The sequence below is a fragment of the Acinetobacter sp. FDAARGOS_515 genome, from assembly GCF_003938865.1.
GTDB classification, from domain to species: Bacteria; Pseudomonadota; Gammaproteobacteria; order Pseudomonadales; family Moraxellaceae; genus Acinetobacter; species Acinetobacter ursingii.
Genome location: NZ_RKIX01000003.1, coordinates 1,452,434 through 1,469,965, shown reverse-complemented (window position 1 = coordinate 1,469,965; position 17,532 = coordinate 1,452,434). Strand labels below are relative to the sequence as shown.

Below are 17,532 nucleotides of genomic sequence, written 5' to 3'. Positions count from 1 at the left end.
TCGGTTTCAAGACCGATTTGTTCTACTTCACCTGTTTGTTTTTCATCTTACAGGTTTCCATTTCCTCTAAATTAAAAGTTTATATTCTTTTAATCAAGTTAGACCAAAGCCTAGAACACCATTCCATGGTTCCTATCATCATAATAAATTAAACTCGAGATGCAAGTGTTGTATATCGGATATTCTCTATATCAAAGGATATGATATCTTAGATATCCTGATGTATTCATTTTATATTTTCTTAAATAACCAGACATCAATCTGATGAGTAAAGTTTTGTATATGTCCGCTTGGAGTATCATCTAAACCGAATGAAATGCTGCCTTATAAAATAATATGGATCATAAAAGTCTATCTCATATAACGTTAAAAACTCTATGAATAAAAAAAAAGCACTTCAGATCATGAAGTGCTTTTTTCAAAATGGATAAATTTAAGCGCGCGTCTTATTTTTTGACTTTGATCTAGATTTGGATGCATCAAAAGGTTTTTTTTGACCTGTTTCACGCGGAGGTAACCCTGTGTGCTGCGTCAAAATTTGACCTTTTTGTGGACGTTTCGCTGACTGATGTGATTGTGGCTGTGATTGAGCGTTACGTTTAACCGAATCACCCGCATTACTTGAGTTCTTCTTACGTGCAGATTTATATTCACCTTCTGCCGTGCCTTGCGGTTGGTAGGTCGGAATCAAATGCTGCTTGGAGTTACCAATCAAATCTGCACGTCCCATTTCCTTTAAAGCTTCACGCAGTAAAGGCCAGTTATTTGGATCATGATAACGCAAAAAAGCTTTATGCAAACGACGACGTTTCTCACCTTTGACAATATCTACATTTTCAGTATAACGCGCCACTTTGGACAGCGGGTTTTTTCCTGAATAATACATGGTTGTCGCGGTCGCCATTGGCGATGGATAAAAGGTTTGTACCTGATCGGCACGGAAACCATTTTTTTTGAGCCAAACGGCCAGATTCATCATGTCATAATCGGTCGTACCCGGATGCGCTGCGATAAAATAAGGAATCAAATATTGCTCTTTACCGACTTCCTTACTAAAGCGTTCAAACATTTGTTTAAAGCGATCATAGGTTCCAATCCCCGGTTTCATCATTTTTGAAAGCGGGCCTTGCTCAGTATGTTCAGGCGCAATTTTTAAATAACCACCGACATGATGCTGCACCAATTCTTTCACGTATTCTGGATTCAATACAGCCAAGTCATAACGTAAACCAGAACCAATCAAAATCTTTTTGACCCCTTTAATGGCACGCGCTTTACGATAAAGCTGTACCAATGGCGCATGATCAGTATGTAGATTTTGACAAACACCTGGATACACACAAGAAGGTTTACGGCAATTCTTCTCAATTTCTGGATCTTTACAGGCCAAGCGATACATGTTGGCGGTTGGACCACCTAAATCAGAAATAATGCCTGTAAATTGCGGCGCAGTATCTCGAATTTTTTCAATTTCACGCAAAATCGAGTCTTCTGAACGATTTTGAATAATCCGCCCTTCATGTTCTGTGATCGAACAGAAGGTACAACCGCCAAAACAGCCGCGCATAATATTGACTGAAAACTTGATCATATCAAAAGCAGGGAAACGCGCATCCCCATAAGCTGGATGTGGCAATCGCGCATACGGTAGATCAAACACATAATCCATTTCCTCTGTGGTTAGAGGAATTGGAGGTGGATTAATCCAAACATCACGTTCACCATGACGCTGTACCAGAGCCCGCGCATTTCCTGGATTGGTTTCAAGATGAAGAATCCGATTGGCATGTGCATAAAGGACTTGATCATTTGCGACTTCTTCAAATGACGGCAAACGAATGACCGCTAATTCACGCGGTGGTAATTTATGCTTAATGGCTTTGGATGGTGCAGGTTTTAATTGCACGATCTGTGTATTTTCATCCAGTTGATCGCCTTCTCTTACCACTGGATTAGCCACGAATTCCTTTTGGAAATTTTGATATTGCGCTAAAGAGTTGCCTTTTTCTTTTTCAACTTCACAACCATCAATATCCTCAGTCATCACATAAGGATTAATAATGGGATCAACCCGACCAATGCTATCTACATCATTACTGGCAATTTCGACAAATTGCGCTTTGGATACTTTATTGTGTTTATTGATAATAAAAGCCGTACCACGGACATCAGTAATCTCGTGAACTTTTTCACCTTTGGCCAAACGATGCATCACCTCGATAATGGCACGTTCACCATTTCCATACATCAATAAATCAGCCTTCGAATCCATCAGAATTGAACGACGGACTTTGTCTGACCAATAATCATAATGCGCAATACGACGCAAACTGCCTTCGATCCCCCCCAGTAAAACGGGTACATCAGGAAAAGCTTCACGGCAACGCTGGCAATAAACAGTTGCCGCACGATCTGGACGTTTATTCGCTTCATTGTTTGGAGAATAAGCATCATCCGAACGAATTTTACGATCTGCGGTATAACGATTAATCATCGAATCCATATTGCCTGCAGTCACCCCCCAAGCAATAGTAGGTTTTCCTAACACCCGAAAGCTCTCGACATTGGTCCAGTCAGGCTGTGCAATAATCCCAACACGATAACCTTGCGCTTCCAATACACGACCGATGATGCCAGAAACAAAAGATGGATGATCAATATAAGCATCACCACACACTAAAATAAAATCGCAAGCATCCCAACCCAGCTGATCCATTTCTTCGCGTGACATCGGCAAAAATGGCGCAGGTTCAAAACACGACGCCCAATATTTGTCGTAATCAAACAGCGCTTTTGGCGCGGTCTGCATAGTGTAGGCAGTAGACATAGCTTGCGATTCTCGGCTTGCTGAAAAGGAGGGGTGACATCAAAGATGAAAGCCGATCATTTTAACATGAATTTCATTCAGTTCAGAGAATTATAAAAATTGAATAAACAAGGAGATAACAATTAATTTGCTTATTTTTTAAACTAAAACCTAATTTACATAAGCTCGCGATCAGCAGCGATTCTATTTAACCCGAATCGCGGATAAGCAATTGACTTGAAAAATAAGGGGACTAGAGCCATCAGTTGAGTTACCACACCAAACCTAAAGCTCTAGCCCTGATGTTCAATAGTACCGAATTATTCTGCATCATTGATGATTTCTTTCTTAAATTTGAAGCAACTTATTGGAAGTTTCTCAAACAAAGTCGTCGCTCTGTAAGAATTCGACCAGCCCAGCTGAGTCTCTCAGAAATACATTTTATCGCTATTTGGTATAAGTGTTCTCATTTCAACAATTTCAAAGCTTTCTTTTCATGGTTGAAGCAGGATAAAAATCATTTATTTAAACGCTTACCCTGTTACCAAAGGATGATTCACCTGATCAATATGCATCAATTAGCTTTACATGCTTTACATGTCGCTTTGATGAAAGGTGAATACAAACAATATTTATGGATTGATTCAACGACTCTGCCTGTCTGTAAAAATCAGCGTATTCAGCGTCATAAATCATTAGCCAAGATTGCATCTCGCGGTAAAAGTTCAATGGGATGGTTTTATGGCTGTAAGTTACATATCGTGATGAATCAATTCGGTGAGATCGTTAGCTCAGGCTTATCTAATGGGCATGTTGCTGACATAAAAATGGTTGAACAATTGGTTGAAGGCTTAGACGCAAAGCTTTATGCAGATCGTGGCTATATCAGTCAAAATTTAAAAAGCAGGTTAAAAGATCAAGGTGTTGATTTGATTACTTACCATAGAAAGAACATGCAGGCTATTCAACTCTGTTCATCAGATAAATATCATTTAAAACAACGCAATAAGATAGAGACGTTATTCAGCTTATTGAAAGGACAATACAATTTAGTGACGAGTAAAGCACGTAGTATTCATGGATTTCTTAGTGGAATTTATACATCGTTATGTGCATATCAATTAACTCATCGGAATAAGCCAACAATTCAAGTTATGGAATCATTAGCTTAAGCAGGATTCGGGTTATTTACAGAGTTAAAGTTGCTAGATGATCTAAGACTAAACAACTCCTTTTCTATACGGGAAATCAGATGTTGTTTAACCAAATGATGAATACGCTGTTTTGGATAACAACGACTTAATTCGATATGTCCAACCTGAGTACTTCGATCAAAAATAATATTTTCAATACTCTGATGATCACTTGAAGATTGAATTAAATTATCTCGATAGCAACGATCAGCCCCCAAAGGATCACTTAATGAAAAGAAATTTAGACTTTTCAATACATTCTCGGGAATTTGGCGTGGATTATATCCCCATTGTTTGGGTAATAATCGTCCTTTACCCCCTGCTGCAATGGTAACCAGTAAATCCACGGGATATTGTAGACGTTTAAGTGCCTGAGCCACTTTGACCGCCTGAAAACCACCTTGACTATATCCAATTAAAACTATTTTTTGTTTTTTGCTCTGATTTAAGTTAATAATTTGTTTGGCAATTTTTTTAGCTGACGGTAAATGTCCATATAATTCTACATTCGGATAACCCAATTCAGCTAAATAATGCAACCAATGACGTTGCATGTGTTCACGTGCCATAAACCCATGAAATAAAAAAATCTTTAAATTTTGTTTAGACATTTTTTGAATCAACCAGACCAATAAAATATAACTTAATCTATTTACTGATGATTCACTATGCCCTAAATGACAGGCAGAACTTAGAAAAATGATAATCATCGATAAGGCCAAATTGATGGTAAATGGCTTTCCAGAATATTTTAGTTATTGCATCTATTCTATTTATAAAAAGAAAGCACCCTCATCTGTATAAAGATGAGGGTGCCTTAGATTTAAAAGCTGGCGATGACTTACTCTCACATGGCTAACGCCACACTACCATCAGCGCGAAGAGGTTTCACTTCTGAGTTCGGGAAGGGATCAGGTGGTTCACTCTTGCTATTGTCGCCAGCAAACTGTTGTGGTGCTTTGGGGTCTTATTCACATTACTTAATAATGTATGCCTTACTTACGAACCAAAGAGTTATTAACGGATTGGAAATTGAGTCGGTATTGTAACTAGTTTATTGACTAAATCAAGTTTTCGTATCGAATTTATCTTGAATACAACAACTGTTTGGGTGTTGTATAGTCAAGCCTCACGAGCAATTAGTATTGGTCAGCTTCACATATCACTATGCTTCCACATCCAACCTATCAACGTCCTAGTCTTGAACGGCTCTTTAGGTGACATATAGTCACAGGGAAATCTTATCTTGAGGTAGGCTTCCCGCTTAGATGCTTTCAGCGGTTATCCCTTCCGAACATAGCTACCCGGCGATGCGACTGGCGTCACAACCGGTACACCAGAGGTTCGTCCACTCTGGTCCTCTCGTACTAGGAGCAGATCCTCTCAAATTTCCAGCGCCCACGGTAGATAGGGACCGAACTGTCTCACGACGTTCTAAACCCAGCTCGCGTACCTCTTTAAATGGCGAACAGCCATACCCTTGGGACCTGCTTCAGCCCCAGGATGAGATGAGCCGACATCGAGGTGCCAAACACCGCCGTCGATATGAACTCTTGGGCGGTATCAGCCTGTTATCCCCAGAGTACCTTTTATCCGTTGAGCGATGGCCCTTCCATACAGAACCACCGGATCACTAAGACCTACTTTCGTACCTGCTCGACTTGTGGGTCTCGCAGTTAAGCGCGCTTTTGCCTTTATACTCTACGCGTGATTTCCGACCACGCTGAGCGCACCTTCGTACTCCTCCGTTACTCTTTAGGAGGAGACCGCCCCAGTCAAACTACCCACCAGACATGGTCCTCGCCCCGGATTACGGGGCAGAGTTAGAACCTCAACATTACCAGGGTGGTATTTCAAGGATGGCTCCAATGCAACTGGCGTCACATCTTCATAGCCTCCCACCTATCCTACACAAGTAAGGTCAAAGTTCAATGTCAAGCTGCAGTAAAGGTTCACGGGGTCTTTCCGTCTAGCCGCGGGTACACTGCATCTTCACAGCGATTTCGATTTCACTGAGCCTCTGCTGGAGACAGCGCCGCCATCATTATGCCATTCGTGCAGGTCGGAACTTACCCGACAAGGAATTTCGCTACCTTAGGACCGTTATAGTTACGGCCGCCGTTTACTGGGGCTTCGATCAAGAGCTTCGCTTACGCTAACCCCATCAATTAACCTTCCAGCACCGGGCAGGCATCACACCCTATACGTCCACTTTCGTGTTTGCAGAGTGCTATGTTTTTAATAAACAGTTGCAGCGGCCTGGTTTCTGCGGCTGCCAAGCGCTCAGGGAGCAAGTCCCATCACCCTCAGCAGCGTACCTTCTCCCGAAGTTACGGTACCATTTTGCCTAGTTCCTTCAGCAGAGTTCTCTCAAGCGCCTTGGTCTACTCGACCTGACCACCTGTGTCGGTTTCGGGTACGATTCCTGTGTAACTGAAGCTTAGAGACTTTTCTTGGAAGTATGGTATCAGCCACTTCACTGTACAAGTACAGCTTGATATCGACTCTCAGCATAGAGCACCCCGGATTTGCCTAAGATGCATGCCTACTGTCTTCCACCTGGACTACCAACGCCAGGCTGACTTAACCTTCTCCGTCCTCTCATCGCATTACACAGAAGTATGGGAATATTAACCCATTTCCCATCGACTACGCCTTTCGGCCTCGCCTTAGGGGTCGACTCACCCAGCCCCGATTAACGTTGGACTGGAACCCTTGGTCTTTCGGCGAACGGGTTTTTCACCCGTTTTGTCGTTACTCACGTCAGCATTCGCACTTCTGATACCTCCAGCATACTTCTCAATACACCTTCTTCGGCTTACAGAACGCTCCCCTACCACGTAACTCTAAAGTTACATCCGCAGCTTCGGCACATAGTTTTAGCCCCGTTACATCTTCCGCGCAGGCCGACTCGACTAGTGAGCTATTACGCTTTCTTTAAAGGGTGGCTGCTTCTAAGCCAACCTCCTAGCTGTCTATGCCTTCCCACATCGTTTCCCACTTAACTATGATTTTGGGGCCTTAGCTGGCGGTCTGGATTGTTTTCCTCTTGACTACGGACGTTAGCACCCGCAGTCTGTCTCCCGGATAGTACTCATAGGTATTCGGAGTTTGCATCGGTTTGGTAAGTCGGGATGACCCCCTAGCCGAAACAGTGCTCTACCCCCTATGGTATTCGTCCGAGGCGCTACCTAAATAGCTTTCGGGGAGAACCAGCTATCACCAGGCTTGATTAGCCTTTCACCCCTATCCACAAGTCATCCCCTGGCTTTTCAACGACAGTGGGTTCGGTCCTCCAGTTAGTGTTACCCAACCTTCAACCTGCTCATGGATAGATCGCCTGGTTTCGGGTCTACACCCAGCAACTATACGCCCTATTAAGACTCGATTTCTCTACGGCTCCCCTATGCGGTTAACCTTGCTACTGAATGTAAGTCGCTGACCCATTATACAAAAGGTACGCAGTCACCGAACAAGTCGGCTCCCACTGCTTGTATGCATGCGGTTTCAGGATCTATTTCACTCCCCTCACAGGGGTTCTTTTCGCCTTTCCCTCACGGTACTGGTTCACTATCGGTCAGTCAGGAGTATTTAGCCTTGGAGGATGGTCCCCCCATATTCAGACAAGGTTTCACGTGCCTCGCCCTACTCGTCATCATGATGTGTGCCCTTTCGTGTACGGGACTATCACCCTCTACGGTCGCACTTCCCAGAGCGTTCCGCTAAAACACACATCACTTAATGGGCTGATCCCCGTTCGCTCGCCGCTACTAAGGGAATCTCAATTGATTTCTTTTCCTAAGGGTACTGAGATGTTTCACTTCCCCTCGTTCGCTTCAATAACCTATGTATTCAGTTATTGATACCTACCTTATAGTAGGTGGGTTCCCCCATTCAGACATCTCCGGATCAATGGATATTTGCCGCCTCCCCGGAGCTTTTCGCAGGCTATCACGTCTTTCTTCGCCTCTGACTGCCAAGGCATCCACCACATGCACTTAATTACTTGACTATACAACCCCAAACAGTCGTTAATACCTACAAGTAGTATTACCAACATTACAGTTTGAAGTACTGTGCATTTAAGCACCGTACAGCTTCAATCTAAATTCATATACCAAAACGCTTGATTCAGTTAATTTGCTAGTTCTCAATTAACTCTAAGATCAGAATGACTTCTTCTCTCTTTGTTATTGAGTGAACAATTTATTTCAGACTCAATTCTCAATCTGTTAATGAATTAATGTAACCTCGTCAGCTACATTAAACTGTGATTAATCACAGAGCTTAATAAATCATTATATTTACTAAGCTCTATAATCATCTTTTCTTTCACTTTCGTGTTCGATCAGATACTGCGCGAAGCATAGCTTCTTGCTTAAATTTCAAGGAAAAGCTGCGCTTTTCTGTTCTTGAAATTTGGTGGAGACTAGGAGAGTCGAACTCCTGACCTCCTGCGTGCAAAGCAGGCGCTCTACCAACTAAGCTAAGTCCCCAGCTTAAAATCATTATGTATCTTTGAATCCATACTCGAGCAGAGCTCTCGTCTTGCGTTCGGGCAAAGCCTTGCTTTGCTAAACCTCACTCAAGTGGTGGGTCTGACAAGACTTGAACTTGTGACCCCACGCTTATCAAGCGTGTGCTCTAACCAACTGAGCTACAGACCCTGAGAAAGTTTTAAAGCACCGCTTTAAAAGTTTCGCAAGACAAACAGCTTCGCTGTGCGTAGTGTTTGATTCTCGCTCTTTTTTAAAAGCTTCTCTCTAAATCTTTTTCATTCAGATACCAGAAGAACAACTTGTTGTGGATTCTTACCAATCAATCAATCTTTTCGTTAAGGAGGTGATCCAGCCGCAGGTTCCCCTACGGCTACCTTGTTACGACTTCACCCCAGTCATCGGCCACACCGTGGTGAACGTCCTCTTTGCAGTTAGACTATCCACTTCTGGTGCAACAAACTCCCATGGTGTGACGGGCGGTGTGTACAAGGCCCGGGAACGTATTCACCGCGGCATTCTGATCCGCGATTACTAGCGATTCCGACTTCATGGAGTCGAGTTGCAGACTCCAATCCGGACTACGATCGGCTTTTTGAGATTAGCATCCTATCGCTAGGTAGCAACCCTTTGTACCGACCATTGTAGCACGTGTGTAGCCCTGGTCGTAAGGGCCATGATGACTTGACGTCGTCCCCGCCTTCCTCCAGTTTGTCACTGGCAGTATCCTTAAAGTTCCCACCCAAAGTGCTGGCAAATAAGGAAAAGGGTTGCGCTCGTTGCGGGACTTAACCCAACATCTCACGACACGAGCTGACGACAGCCATGCAGCACCTGTATGTAAGCTCCCGAAGGCACCAATCCATCTCTGGAAAGTTCTTACTATGTCAAGACCAGGTAAGGTTCTTCGCGTTGCATCGAATTAAACCACATGCTCCACCGCTTGTGCGGGCCCCCGTCAATTCATTTGAGTTTTAGTCTTGCGACCGTACTCCCCAGGCGGTCTACTTATCGCGTTAGCTGCGCCACTAATCCCTCAAAGAGACCAACGGCTAGTAGACATCGTTTACGGCATGGACTACCAGGGTATCTAATCCTGTTTGCTCCCCATGCTTTCGTACCTCAGCGTCAGTGTTAGGCCAGATGGCTGCCTTCGCCATCGGTATTCCTCCAGATCTCTACGCATTTCACCGCTACACCTGGAATTCTACCATCCTCTCCCACACTCTAGCTAACCAGTATCGAATGCAATTCCCAAGTTAAGCTCGGGGATTTCACATCCGACTCAATTAGCCGCCTACGCACGCTTTACGCCCAGTAAATCCGATTAACGCTCGCACCCTCTGTATTACCGCGGCTGCTGGCACAGAGTTAGCCGGTGCTTATTCTGCGAGTAACGTCCAGTACCTGGTAGTATTAATACCAGTACCCTCCTCCTCGCTTAAAGTGCTTTACAACCATAAGGCCTTCTTCACACACGCGGCATGGCTGGATCAGGGTTCCCCCCATTGTCCAATATTCCCCACTGCTGCCTCCCGTAGGAGTCTGGGCCGTGTCTCAGTCCCAGTGTGGCGGATCATCCTCTCAGACCCGCTACAGATCGTCGCCTTGGTAGGCCTTTACCCCACCAACTAGCTAATCCGACTTAGGCTCATCTATTAGCGCAAGGTCCGAAGATCCCCTGCTTTCTCCCGTAGGACGTATGCGGTATTAGCATCCCTTTCGAAATGTTGTCCCCCACTAATAGCCAGATTCCTAAGTATTACTCACCCGTCCGCCGCTAAGATCAGTAGCAAGCTACCTCTCTCCGCTCGACTTGCATGTGTTAAGCCTGCCGCCAGCGTTCAATCTGAGCCATGATCAAACTCTTCAGTTAAAATCATTTTGCGTCTTAGTTAAGACAAGACGCCAATTCTGGCTCATCAATTACTGACAAATTCTCTCAAATAAACTTCGAGTAATTTAAACCAATTAATCAATGATAATATTTCGATCAATCAATTAGTAAAAATCCACACAAGTTGTTCTTCTATATTCTTAATGATCTTCTTCATGCTTCGTCAGCATCAAGCTAGGTCGGCTATATTACTCTCAATCTCTTAAAAGTCAACAGGCAATTTAGATATTTCTAAAACTCAACCTACTCAACCAAAATATCAATCAAATCCTTCAAGACCCAACCAACACCCTGTTTTTCAACAAGTTTTTATCCGCATCACCGCCGATGAGTGCGCATTCTACAGCATTATCAGTTCTTCGCAAGCCTTATTCTGGTTTTTAATTTTCAAGTGCTTATCTTTTAAACCAAGTTATACATAAGCACATGATTTTAATTGTTTAATTTATTTTAGCTTTTTAAGTAAGCTAAAATCATTTTCGATAGTTCATTCTTAAGTTGCTGTTCTTCAATCAAAAAATCATTATTACTGACGTAGCGCATCATGGTAAATAAAGTGCTATTAATAATCACAAAGGATTTATGTTTTAGAGTTTCAAAGTCCCACTCTCGATCAAAACGATTAAATACATATAAACCAACTTCAAAAAAATGTTGTTCTAAAACCTGAGCGGCTTTTGAATGGTTATAGCCATGCCAGTGTTTAAGCACTTCAATAAAAAAGCCCTGATCGGCTTTCATCATATCAAAACCGAATTGAACACTCAGTGGAATAATCTCTTCAATCGTGAGCTGTTCTTGTGTCACCACAAGCTGTTTAAGCGCCTGCCCTAATGTTTCACTTTTGCGCAACAGTAATTCCTGAACAATTTGTTCTTTATTTTCAAAATATTGATAAATTGATCCGACACTAATTCCTGAACGCTCTGCAATTTTAGGTGTCGTGAGTTGCAACAGCCCATGTTCAGCAATACATAATTGGGCTGCATGTAAAACAGTATCAACCAAATAAATGGCGCGTTGTTGTTGTGGCTGTTTTCTCATGGAATGTTCTTTTCAAGATGCGAATTGAATACGAATAATTATTCGTATTAGAGTTTGATTAAACAATAATCAGGCACCAACTTCAAATGCAAAATACAACCCCCTCAAGATTGTCTTCTTTTGAACGCATGTCCGAGCAGAGCTGGTTGAGTCGTGTTTTATCACGCATCAATAAACGTCCGATTCAACCCAGCTTTGAGGAATACACCGCACTGGGGCAGGCCTTGCAGTCGGGCGATCAAGAGATGGATCAGCTCATACTCTGGATGATGAAAAATCCACGTTTACATCGTCAGCTCTTTGAAACAGCCTTGTTTCAGGGCATTGAGCAACTTCCAGAGTCGATCCCAGAACTTGAGCATTTCTTCACACATGTCACCCAAGCGCCTGTTTGGTTAGAACAGGATAAGATCGATGCTGCATTAGCTTTTACACATAAGCTAGGTATTAATAATGGTTTTATTCTTCGGGACTTATCGCTTATGGCGGGTTATTTATATCCTGGATTTAATCAACCTTTGATGCTAACTGGTGCCTTAAAAAAACAGGCAGGAACACGTTTAGCTGAAACCACCAAGTGGTGGGTTGATATTACTGAACCTAATAGTTTACAACGTTTTAATGCAGGTTTTACCTCAACCATTTATGTACGGTTTATTCATGCATTAGTCCGTCATCAGTTAGGTAAATCAGAACGTTGGGATGCCAGTACTTGGGGCTTACCGATTAATCAGTTTGATCTGGCCATGACCAATATTGCTTTTAGTGGCGTGGTATTACTCGGGATTCGTGCACTGGGCATTTTACCCAATCAACAAGAAGTCAAAAATTTTCTGCATTTTTGGAAATATATTGGTTGGCTAATGGGCATCGATGAAAAATGGCTGGTGGATCAGGAAAGTGAGGGTTGGCGATTGTTGTATTGGATGCAATTTGCCCATCCCCAATCTGATGATTCCAGTTTTGCACTTGGACAGAGTTTATCGAAAGAGCCTTTTGAACGGCGTTATCGTTATCTTCGCCCCTTACAACAAAAAATAGCTTATCGACAGCATCTGCAAGTGACTCAGTTTTTTATTGGTCGAAAGCGTATGCAAAAGTTAGGCTTAGAACATGGTTCAGCGGCTTGGTTTGCTTATTATCTGATGATTCGCAATTTGGTGTTATACACAGGGGCTAAATTTGTGCCCAAACTGGATCAAACTTTGCGAGCAAAAGGACGAAATATTCAAAAACTGGGACTAGCTTTATATCAAAGTGAATCGGAACAATTGGCCAGTATGCATCAATAAGACAAGAGGGAGTTTAAACTCCCTCTTGTCTTTTAACGAACGCTTTTAATGTGAAGATGATGGGTCATGTTGATGATCCATCGGCATATCTTTCATATCCATCGGCATAGCATCATTTTTTTCAGACTCAGACTGCATCTGATGCTGCATTTGCATCTGCTTTTGTTTGTGCATTGGCATATAGTCAGGCTCATTATTCATTGCTAAATAAAATACCCACATAAACAAAAAGGCTAAAATAATCGCGATGATCAGGAGTTTCCAACCCCAAATCGATTTTTCGGGTGACAGTTTTTCACGCATGGACATTCTCCATAAAATTGAAACGATGTTTATATCCAGAAAATCAGAATTTCATACTGACACGCGCCCAGTAGTTACGACCAATGTTATTAACCTGTTCATTGGCAGCATAACCGAACAAGGCAGCACCCGATTTATTCAAGTGTTCGCTATAGGCTTTATCGAGTAGGTTATCAATCCCGACTGAGAAGTCGAGTGCTTCACTGTACTTGTATGTTGCATTCATGGCTAGCGTCGAAAAGGCTTTGCTTTTCCCCATATCATAGCCCACGATGTTACCGTCGTTTAGGCTAATCCGATTCTGTTCAGCTACTGCACGCCATAACAGACCTAAGCTGTATTTTTCCTGTACATAACGTAGATTCAAACGCCCTTCCAACGGTGCAATTTGGGGCAAAGGTTTATTGTCCGTGGTATTTTCACCCCATGCATACATTGCAGAAAGATCAGCCTGAAGATGCTCATTAAATTGATAACCCACACCTGCTTCTGCACCTGCAATCGTCGCATCAACATTATTTGCCAATGGATACATTTGGCTTGCGTTTGGCGCATTATATCTGACCAGAATAAAATCATTGATCAACCCCGCATACGCTGAAGCCCATGTGTTCCAAGCACCATGTTGCTGCTCAAACCCGATATCCAATTGAGCAGTTTTCTCGGTCTTTAAGTTATTTAAATTATTAACCATTAAATAAGAAGACTGACCCATCATATTGGTTGAACCGTTTCCATGATCCGTCGCGGTGCTATACAGCTCCCAATAATCTGGACTACGTTCAACATAACCTATTCCTGCATAGGTTTTAAAACCATGCTCAGGCAAGGTGCTTTCGATACGAATAAAACCACTTGGATTAGTATCTGTTCGTTCCTGATCATTTTCAGCACTGTCCACTTTGACATGGTCAAAACGTGCACCAGCAACCAGTTTATTGTTTGGATTTAAACGATAGGTCCATTCGCTAAACGCACCATAAGATTCAAAGCGTAAATCTCCATCTAACGGTGGAATTGGATTTGCATCGCGCATGTACATATTGCCCGCATGCTTATTTTCCTGACGATCAACACCAGAAATCACACTAAAATTATCCCACTCTGTAGTGATCGCTGCTCGTGTATTAAGTGTACGGCGCGTGACTTCCATGGCCATAGGCATCATGGGTGGGGTACGCATTTTATAATTATCCATGATGTGATCGTTGTAGCTATAGTCCACTTGAGCTTCAACTTTTTTAATCACATCGGTTAGATTTTTTTGTTCTGCATGTAATCCTAAACTTTCACGCTGAAACTGTGTTCCGTCCATCGTACGTCCAGCATATGCCGCTTCGCCATCGCCTTTTCCACCTTTCAGTTCAATCCATGAATCTTGTGTCGGTTTCCAACCTATAGCTAAATCGGCATTCCAACGTTCCCAATTAGAATGAACCTTGTCACCATTGCCATCCTCATAATCATTGGCTACTGAACGATTGGCATTAATACGCGCATATTTAGTTTCATCACCGATCGCCGCTTCCACATTATGATCGAGTCGTCCATAAGATCCCATCAAGACACTGGCCTGTCCACGATAAGGTTGATTGGCCGTTAAATTTTCTGGTTCCCGATCAAAAATCACGGTTGCCGCAGAACCTGTATTGGCATATTGAACCGTTTGTGGCCCTTTGATCACAGTAATTCGATCATAACTTTCTGGATTAATATAGGAAGTGGGCGCATCCATACGCGCTGGACAAGCACCCAGATTTTCTGTGCCATCGGTCAAAATTTTGATGCGCGAACCAAACATGCCACGAAAGGTGACATCACCATTAGTTCCACCATTTTTAATCGCATTAAAGCCCATAATGCTTTGTAAATAATCGGCACCATCGGTTGCAGGTACAGGCTGGATCGGCTGTTTGGGATCCGCTTGAACAATCAAACCATTTGATAGGCGATTATCCTGAGCTGTGACCACGATGGGTGCCATTTTTTTGGTTTGAATATCATCTTCTGCAAACACGCCACTAGAACCAAGGGCGATCAAAACCGCAGCCGAAAGCGGCTGTAATAAAAATTGAGTTTGAGTCATGTCTGTTTATCTCAAAACATAAATACGGGGTGGCCTAAACTGCGCAAAAACAGCTTAAGCAGATGTAAGCTTTAAAACCTAGAAAGCTAAAGGTATTTAATTATGCGAAAACAGGCGGGGCTCGACCCTGAGGTAGTAAAAAAAGTCGCTGAAGCGCGAAGTAAATATGCCGAAACGTTTGTTGATATGCCAATAAGCGAATCTGAATCCGGACTAAAACTTCTTTAACTTCGAGTTCAGGAGGTAACACCAGATTGCCATAGACCGTACAATACTGACATTGATGATTCAGATCATGATGGTCATGACCCTGTGTAGGCCTGGATGTTGCAGACATATCATGATGCATATGCTGCATCGCTGAATGCGAGGAATGATCAGAAGAAGATGACGCAGTTAACCTTAACGCTTGGGTAATAGTTTCACAGACCGGAGCAATTTGATATTGCTTCGGTAATAGCGGTTGTAAAAATACCGCGACCTGTAAAAATACTGCGGTAAAACCCAGCAGCAACCCTGTGCGTAACAGCAAAACGTTCATCTCAACATTTTTTCGTCGGCAAGTATAACAAAGCCCAATCAAAATTGGACTTTTAGTACAACAGCTTTTGCCAAAATTAGCGTTTTACTGCCACTTTTTCACGTTGACGCACCACTTTTTCAACTTTTTCACGCGCTCGTTGACGTTTTAGTGGCGATAAATAATCCACAAATAACTTGCCATTTAAGTGATCCATTTCATGTTGGATACAAACAGCGAGAAGTTCGTCAGCCTCTAACTCAAATGCTTGACCATCAAGGTTAATTGCCTCTATTTTGACACGTGACGGACGCTCAACTTTATCGTATATTTGAGGCACTGAGAGACAGCCTTCTTCGTACGGCTGAGTTTCTTCGGTGAGTGGGGTAACTTTGGGGTTAATAAATACCATGGGTTGGTCTTTATTTTCAGACAAATCCATGACAATCAGTTGAATATGACGATCTACTTGTGTCGCAGCCAAACCAATACCTGGTGCTTCATACATAGTTTCAAACATATCAGCTGCAAGTTGACGAATTTCATCGGTCACTTCTTCAACTGGCTTAGCAATGGTGCGCAGGCGGGGATCTGGGAAACTTAAAATAGGTAATAAGGCCATATGGTTATCCTCACTTATGCCATTGATCGAAAAACCAATGAAGAAAAAGCTTCATCAAAAAAATGTGTGTATTGTGCTGATTATAACGCAACTACACACATAATTTTTAGGAATTATGATAATGAAAAAGGTTTTGCACGGCATTCGATCATTTAATGCCTTGGGGTTGAAAAAACATTGTATCGCTGTGGCGATTTGCGCTGGACTCGGGATGACGGGACTCAGTGCAACCTATGCAGCAAGTCCAAACGTGAATCCACCTTCACTCAGAGCCAGTGCACCAAATGTTTATGTCGTTAAAAAAGGCGATACATTGTGGGATATTTCAGGAAAATTTCTGGATAAACCTTGGCGCTGGCCTGAAATCTGGGCAAGCAATAAACACGTTAAAAATCCACACTGGATTTATCCGGGTGATCGTTTGTTGTTATGTACGCTAGATGGACGTCCACTGGTAGGCCGTGACGAAGGTGATGGTTGTGAAGGTATTATCCGTCGTTATTCGGGACGAACCACGCTACAGCCTCAAGTTCGTATTGAACAACTCAGCAATACGATTCCTGTGATTCCACTAGATAATATCAAACAATGGTTAGATCGTACCGCCATTGTCGCGAGTGACAGTATCGAAAATACGCCTTATATTTTAGGGACAGCAGATCAGCGTGTACTGGCAGGTAAAGGGCAAAATGTTTATGTACGTGGTCAGGGCCTAACTTCGGGTCAACGCTATGCGGTCTATCGTAAAGGCGAACCTTATGTATTGACGGATGCAAATGGCAAAAAACACACCGTGGGCTTGGAATTACTACAAGTCGCTTCAGGTATTGTGACTCAAGTCGACCATGATATTGCCACCATGGAATTGACCGATAGCTATAATGCCGAGGTTCGTCGTGGTGATCTGGTCATGTTTGAACAAGAAGCCATGTTACCAACTTTGTTCTATCCAACAGAAGCCAATCAGGTGACTCAAGGTGGACAGATCGTTCGGGTAATGGGTTCAATCGGTTCTGCTGCTAAAAATAGTGTAGTCACCATTGATCGTGGTCGTCTGGATGGTGTGCAATCAGGTCATGTTTTTGCAATTTATCAACAAGGTGAAACGGTTCAAGACCCTAAAACCAAAGAAAGAATCAAATTGCCAAATCAGAAAGTCGGAACCTTGATGGTATTTAGAACTTTTGACCAACTAAGCTATGCCTATGTGTTAGAAAGTTCTCTACCGATTAAAGTGGGTGCTGAGATTTTGCCTCCTCGTCTTGACGATTAA

10 protein-coding genes, 2 tRNA genes and 3 rRNA genes are annotated in these 17,532 nt (G+C 42.8%); 3 read left to right on the top strand and 12 right to left on the bottom strand.

Annotated features, from left to right (window positions below):
* Positions 1 to 433: 433 nt before the first annotated feature.
* On the bottom strand, positions 434 to 2,827 hold the full coding sequence (locus EGS47_RS08460) for a YgiQ family radical SAM protein (RefSeq protein ID WP_005001729.1): 2,394 nt from the start codon (positions 2,825 to 2,827) through the stop codon (positions 434 to 436).
* Between the two features lie 281 nt (positions 2,828 to 3,108).
* On the opposite strand from EGS47_RS08460, the gene EGS47_RS08455 reads away from it, so the two are divergent.
* Positions 3,109 to 3,978 (top strand): IS982 family transposase, encoded by an 870-nt coding sequence (locus tag EGS47_RS08455; protein WP_005001726.1) that lies wholly within the window; start codon positions 3,109 to 3,111, stop codon positions 3,976 to 3,978.
* Here the strand turns inward: EGS47_RS08455 and EGS47_RS08450 are convergent.
* The 7 genes from EGS47_RS08450 to EGS47_RS08420 all read right to left on the bottom strand — a co-directional run bounded on the left by EGS47_RS08450 (position 3,975) and on the right by EGS47_RS08420 (position 11,436).
* On the bottom strand, positions 3,975 to 4,610 hold the full coding sequence (locus tag EGS47_RS08450; protein WP_080632313.1) for an alpha/beta hydrolase: 636 nt from the start codon (positions 4,608 to 4,610) through the stop codon (positions 3,975 to 3,977). The genes EGS47_RS08455 and EGS47_RS08450 overlap by 4 nt on opposite strands.
* A 217-nt stretch (positions 4,611 to 4,827) precedes the next feature.
* Positions 4,828 to 4,942 (bottom strand): 5S ribosomal RNA (gene rrf, locus EGS47_RS08445).
* A 175-nt stretch (positions 4,943 to 5,117) separates the two neighbouring features.
* Positions 5,118 to 8,011: ribosomal RNA gene (locus EGS47_RS08440) — 23S ribosomal RNA — on the bottom strand.
* A 408-nt stretch (positions 8,012 to 8,419) separates the two neighbouring features.
* A tRNA-Ala gene (locus EGS47_RS08435) sits at positions 8,420 to 8,495 on the bottom strand.
* 94 nt (positions 8,496 to 8,589) lie between these two features.
* A tRNA-Ile gene (locus tag EGS47_RS08430) sits at positions 8,590 to 8,666 on the bottom strand.
* A gap of 168 nt (positions 8,667 to 8,834) precedes the next feature.
* Positions 8,835 to 10,371, bottom strand: a 16S ribosomal RNA gene (locus EGS47_RS08425).
* Together the 16S, 23S and 5S rRNA genes with 2 tRNA genes alongside form the textbook arrangement of a ribosomal RNA operon.
* A gap of 471 nt (positions 10,372 to 10,842) precedes the next feature.
* On the bottom strand, positions 10,843 to 11,436 hold the full coding sequence (locus EGS47_RS08420) for a TetR/AcrR family transcriptional regulator (protein ID WP_005001722.1): 594 nt from the start codon (positions 11,434 to 11,436) through the stop codon (positions 10,843 to 10,845).
* An 86-nt stretch (positions 11,437 to 11,522) separates the two neighbouring features.
* Between EGS47_RS08420 and EGS47_RS08415 the strand changes: the two genes are divergently transcribed.
* Positions 11,523 to 12,728, top strand: a complete 1,206-nt coding sequence (locus tag EGS47_RS08415; RefSeq protein WP_125269533.1) for an oxygenase MpaB family protein — start codon at positions 11,523 to 11,525, stop codon at positions 12,726 to 12,728.
* A gap of 45 nt (positions 12,729 to 12,773) precedes the next feature.
* Here EGS47_RS08415 and EGS47_RS08410 read toward each other — a convergent pair whose 3' ends face one another.
* The 4 genes from EGS47_RS08410 to def all read right to left on the bottom strand — a co-directional run bounded on the left by EGS47_RS08410 (position 12,774) and on the right by def (position 16,259).
* Positions 12,774 to 13,031 (bottom strand): hypothetical protein, encoded by a 258-nt coding sequence (locus tag EGS47_RS08410; RefSeq protein ID WP_004985566.1) that lies wholly within the window; start codon positions 13,029 to 13,031, stop codon positions 12,774 to 12,776.
* Between the two features lie 43 nt (positions 13,032 to 13,074).
* The gene (locus EGS47_RS08405) at positions 13,075 to 15,117 is read right to left on the bottom strand and encodes a TonB-dependent copper receptor (RefSeq protein WP_005001718.1); all 2,043 of its coding nucleotides are present in this window, start codon (positions 15,115 to 15,117) and stop codon (positions 13,075 to 13,077) included.
* Positions 15,118 to 15,217: 100 nt separating this feature from the next.
* Positions 15,218 to 15,649, bottom strand: a complete 432-nt coding sequence (locus tag EGS47_RS08400; RefSeq protein WP_371863916.1) for a DUF2946 family protein — start codon at positions 15,647 to 15,649, stop codon at positions 15,218 to 15,220.
* Between the two features lie 85 nt (positions 15,650 to 15,734).
* Positions 15,735 to 16,259 carry a peptide deformylase gene (gene def / locus EGS47_RS08395; RefSeq protein ID WP_004985572.1) on the bottom strand — a complete coding sequence of 175 codons (525 nt, stop codon included), beginning with the start codon at positions 16,257 to 16,259 and terminating at the stop codon, positions 15,735 to 15,737.
* Positions 16,260 to 16,380: 121 nt separating this feature from the next.
* Between def and EGS47_RS08390 the strand changes: the two genes are divergently transcribed.
* Positions 16,381 to 17,532: a LysM peptidoglycan-binding domain-containing protein gene (locus EGS47_RS08390; RefSeq protein WP_005001713.1), complete on the top strand. Its 1,152-nt coding sequence runs from the start codon at positions 16,381 to 16,383 to the stop codon at positions 17,530 to 17,532.

What these genes read in the sequence shown, in the direction of transcription:
- EGS47_RS08415 (WP_125269533.1), top strand. Translation starts at nt 11,523, where the DNA reads ATGCAAAATACAACCCCCTCAAGATTGTCTTCTTTTGAACGCATGTCC.
- EGS47_RS08455 (WP_005001726.1), top strand. Translation starts at nt 3,109, where the DNA reads ATGTTCAATAGTACCGAATTATTCTGCATCATTGATGATTTCTTTCTT.
- EGS47_RS08390 (WP_005001713.1), top strand. Translation starts at nt 16,381, where the DNA reads ATGAAAAAGGTTTTGCACGGCATTCGATCATTTAATGCCTTGGGGTTG.
- EGS47_RS08420 (WP_005001722.1), bottom strand. Translation starts at nt 11,436, where the DNA reads ATGAGAAAACAGCCACAACAACAACGCGCCATTTATTTGGTTGATACT.
- def (WP_004985572.1), bottom strand. Translation starts at nt 16,259, where the DNA reads ATGGCCTTATTACCTATTTTAAGTTTCCCAGATCCCCGCCTGCGCACC.
- EGS47_RS08410 (WP_004985566.1), bottom strand. Translation starts at nt 13,031, where the DNA reads ATGCGTGAAAAACTGTCACCCGAAAAATCGATTTGGGGTTGGAAACTC.
- EGS47_RS08460 (WP_005001729.1), bottom strand. Translation starts at nt 2,827, where the DNA reads ATGTCTACTGCCTACACTATGCAGACCGCGCCAAAAGCGCTGTTTGAT.
- EGS47_RS08405 (WP_005001718.1), bottom strand. Translation starts at nt 15,117, where the DNA reads ATGACTCAAACTCAATTTTTATTACAGCCGCTTTCGGCTGCGGTTTTG.
- EGS47_RS08450 (WP_080632313.1), bottom strand. Translation starts at nt 4,610, where the DNA reads ATGTCTAAACAAAATTTAAAGATTTTTTTATTTCATGGGTTTATGGCA.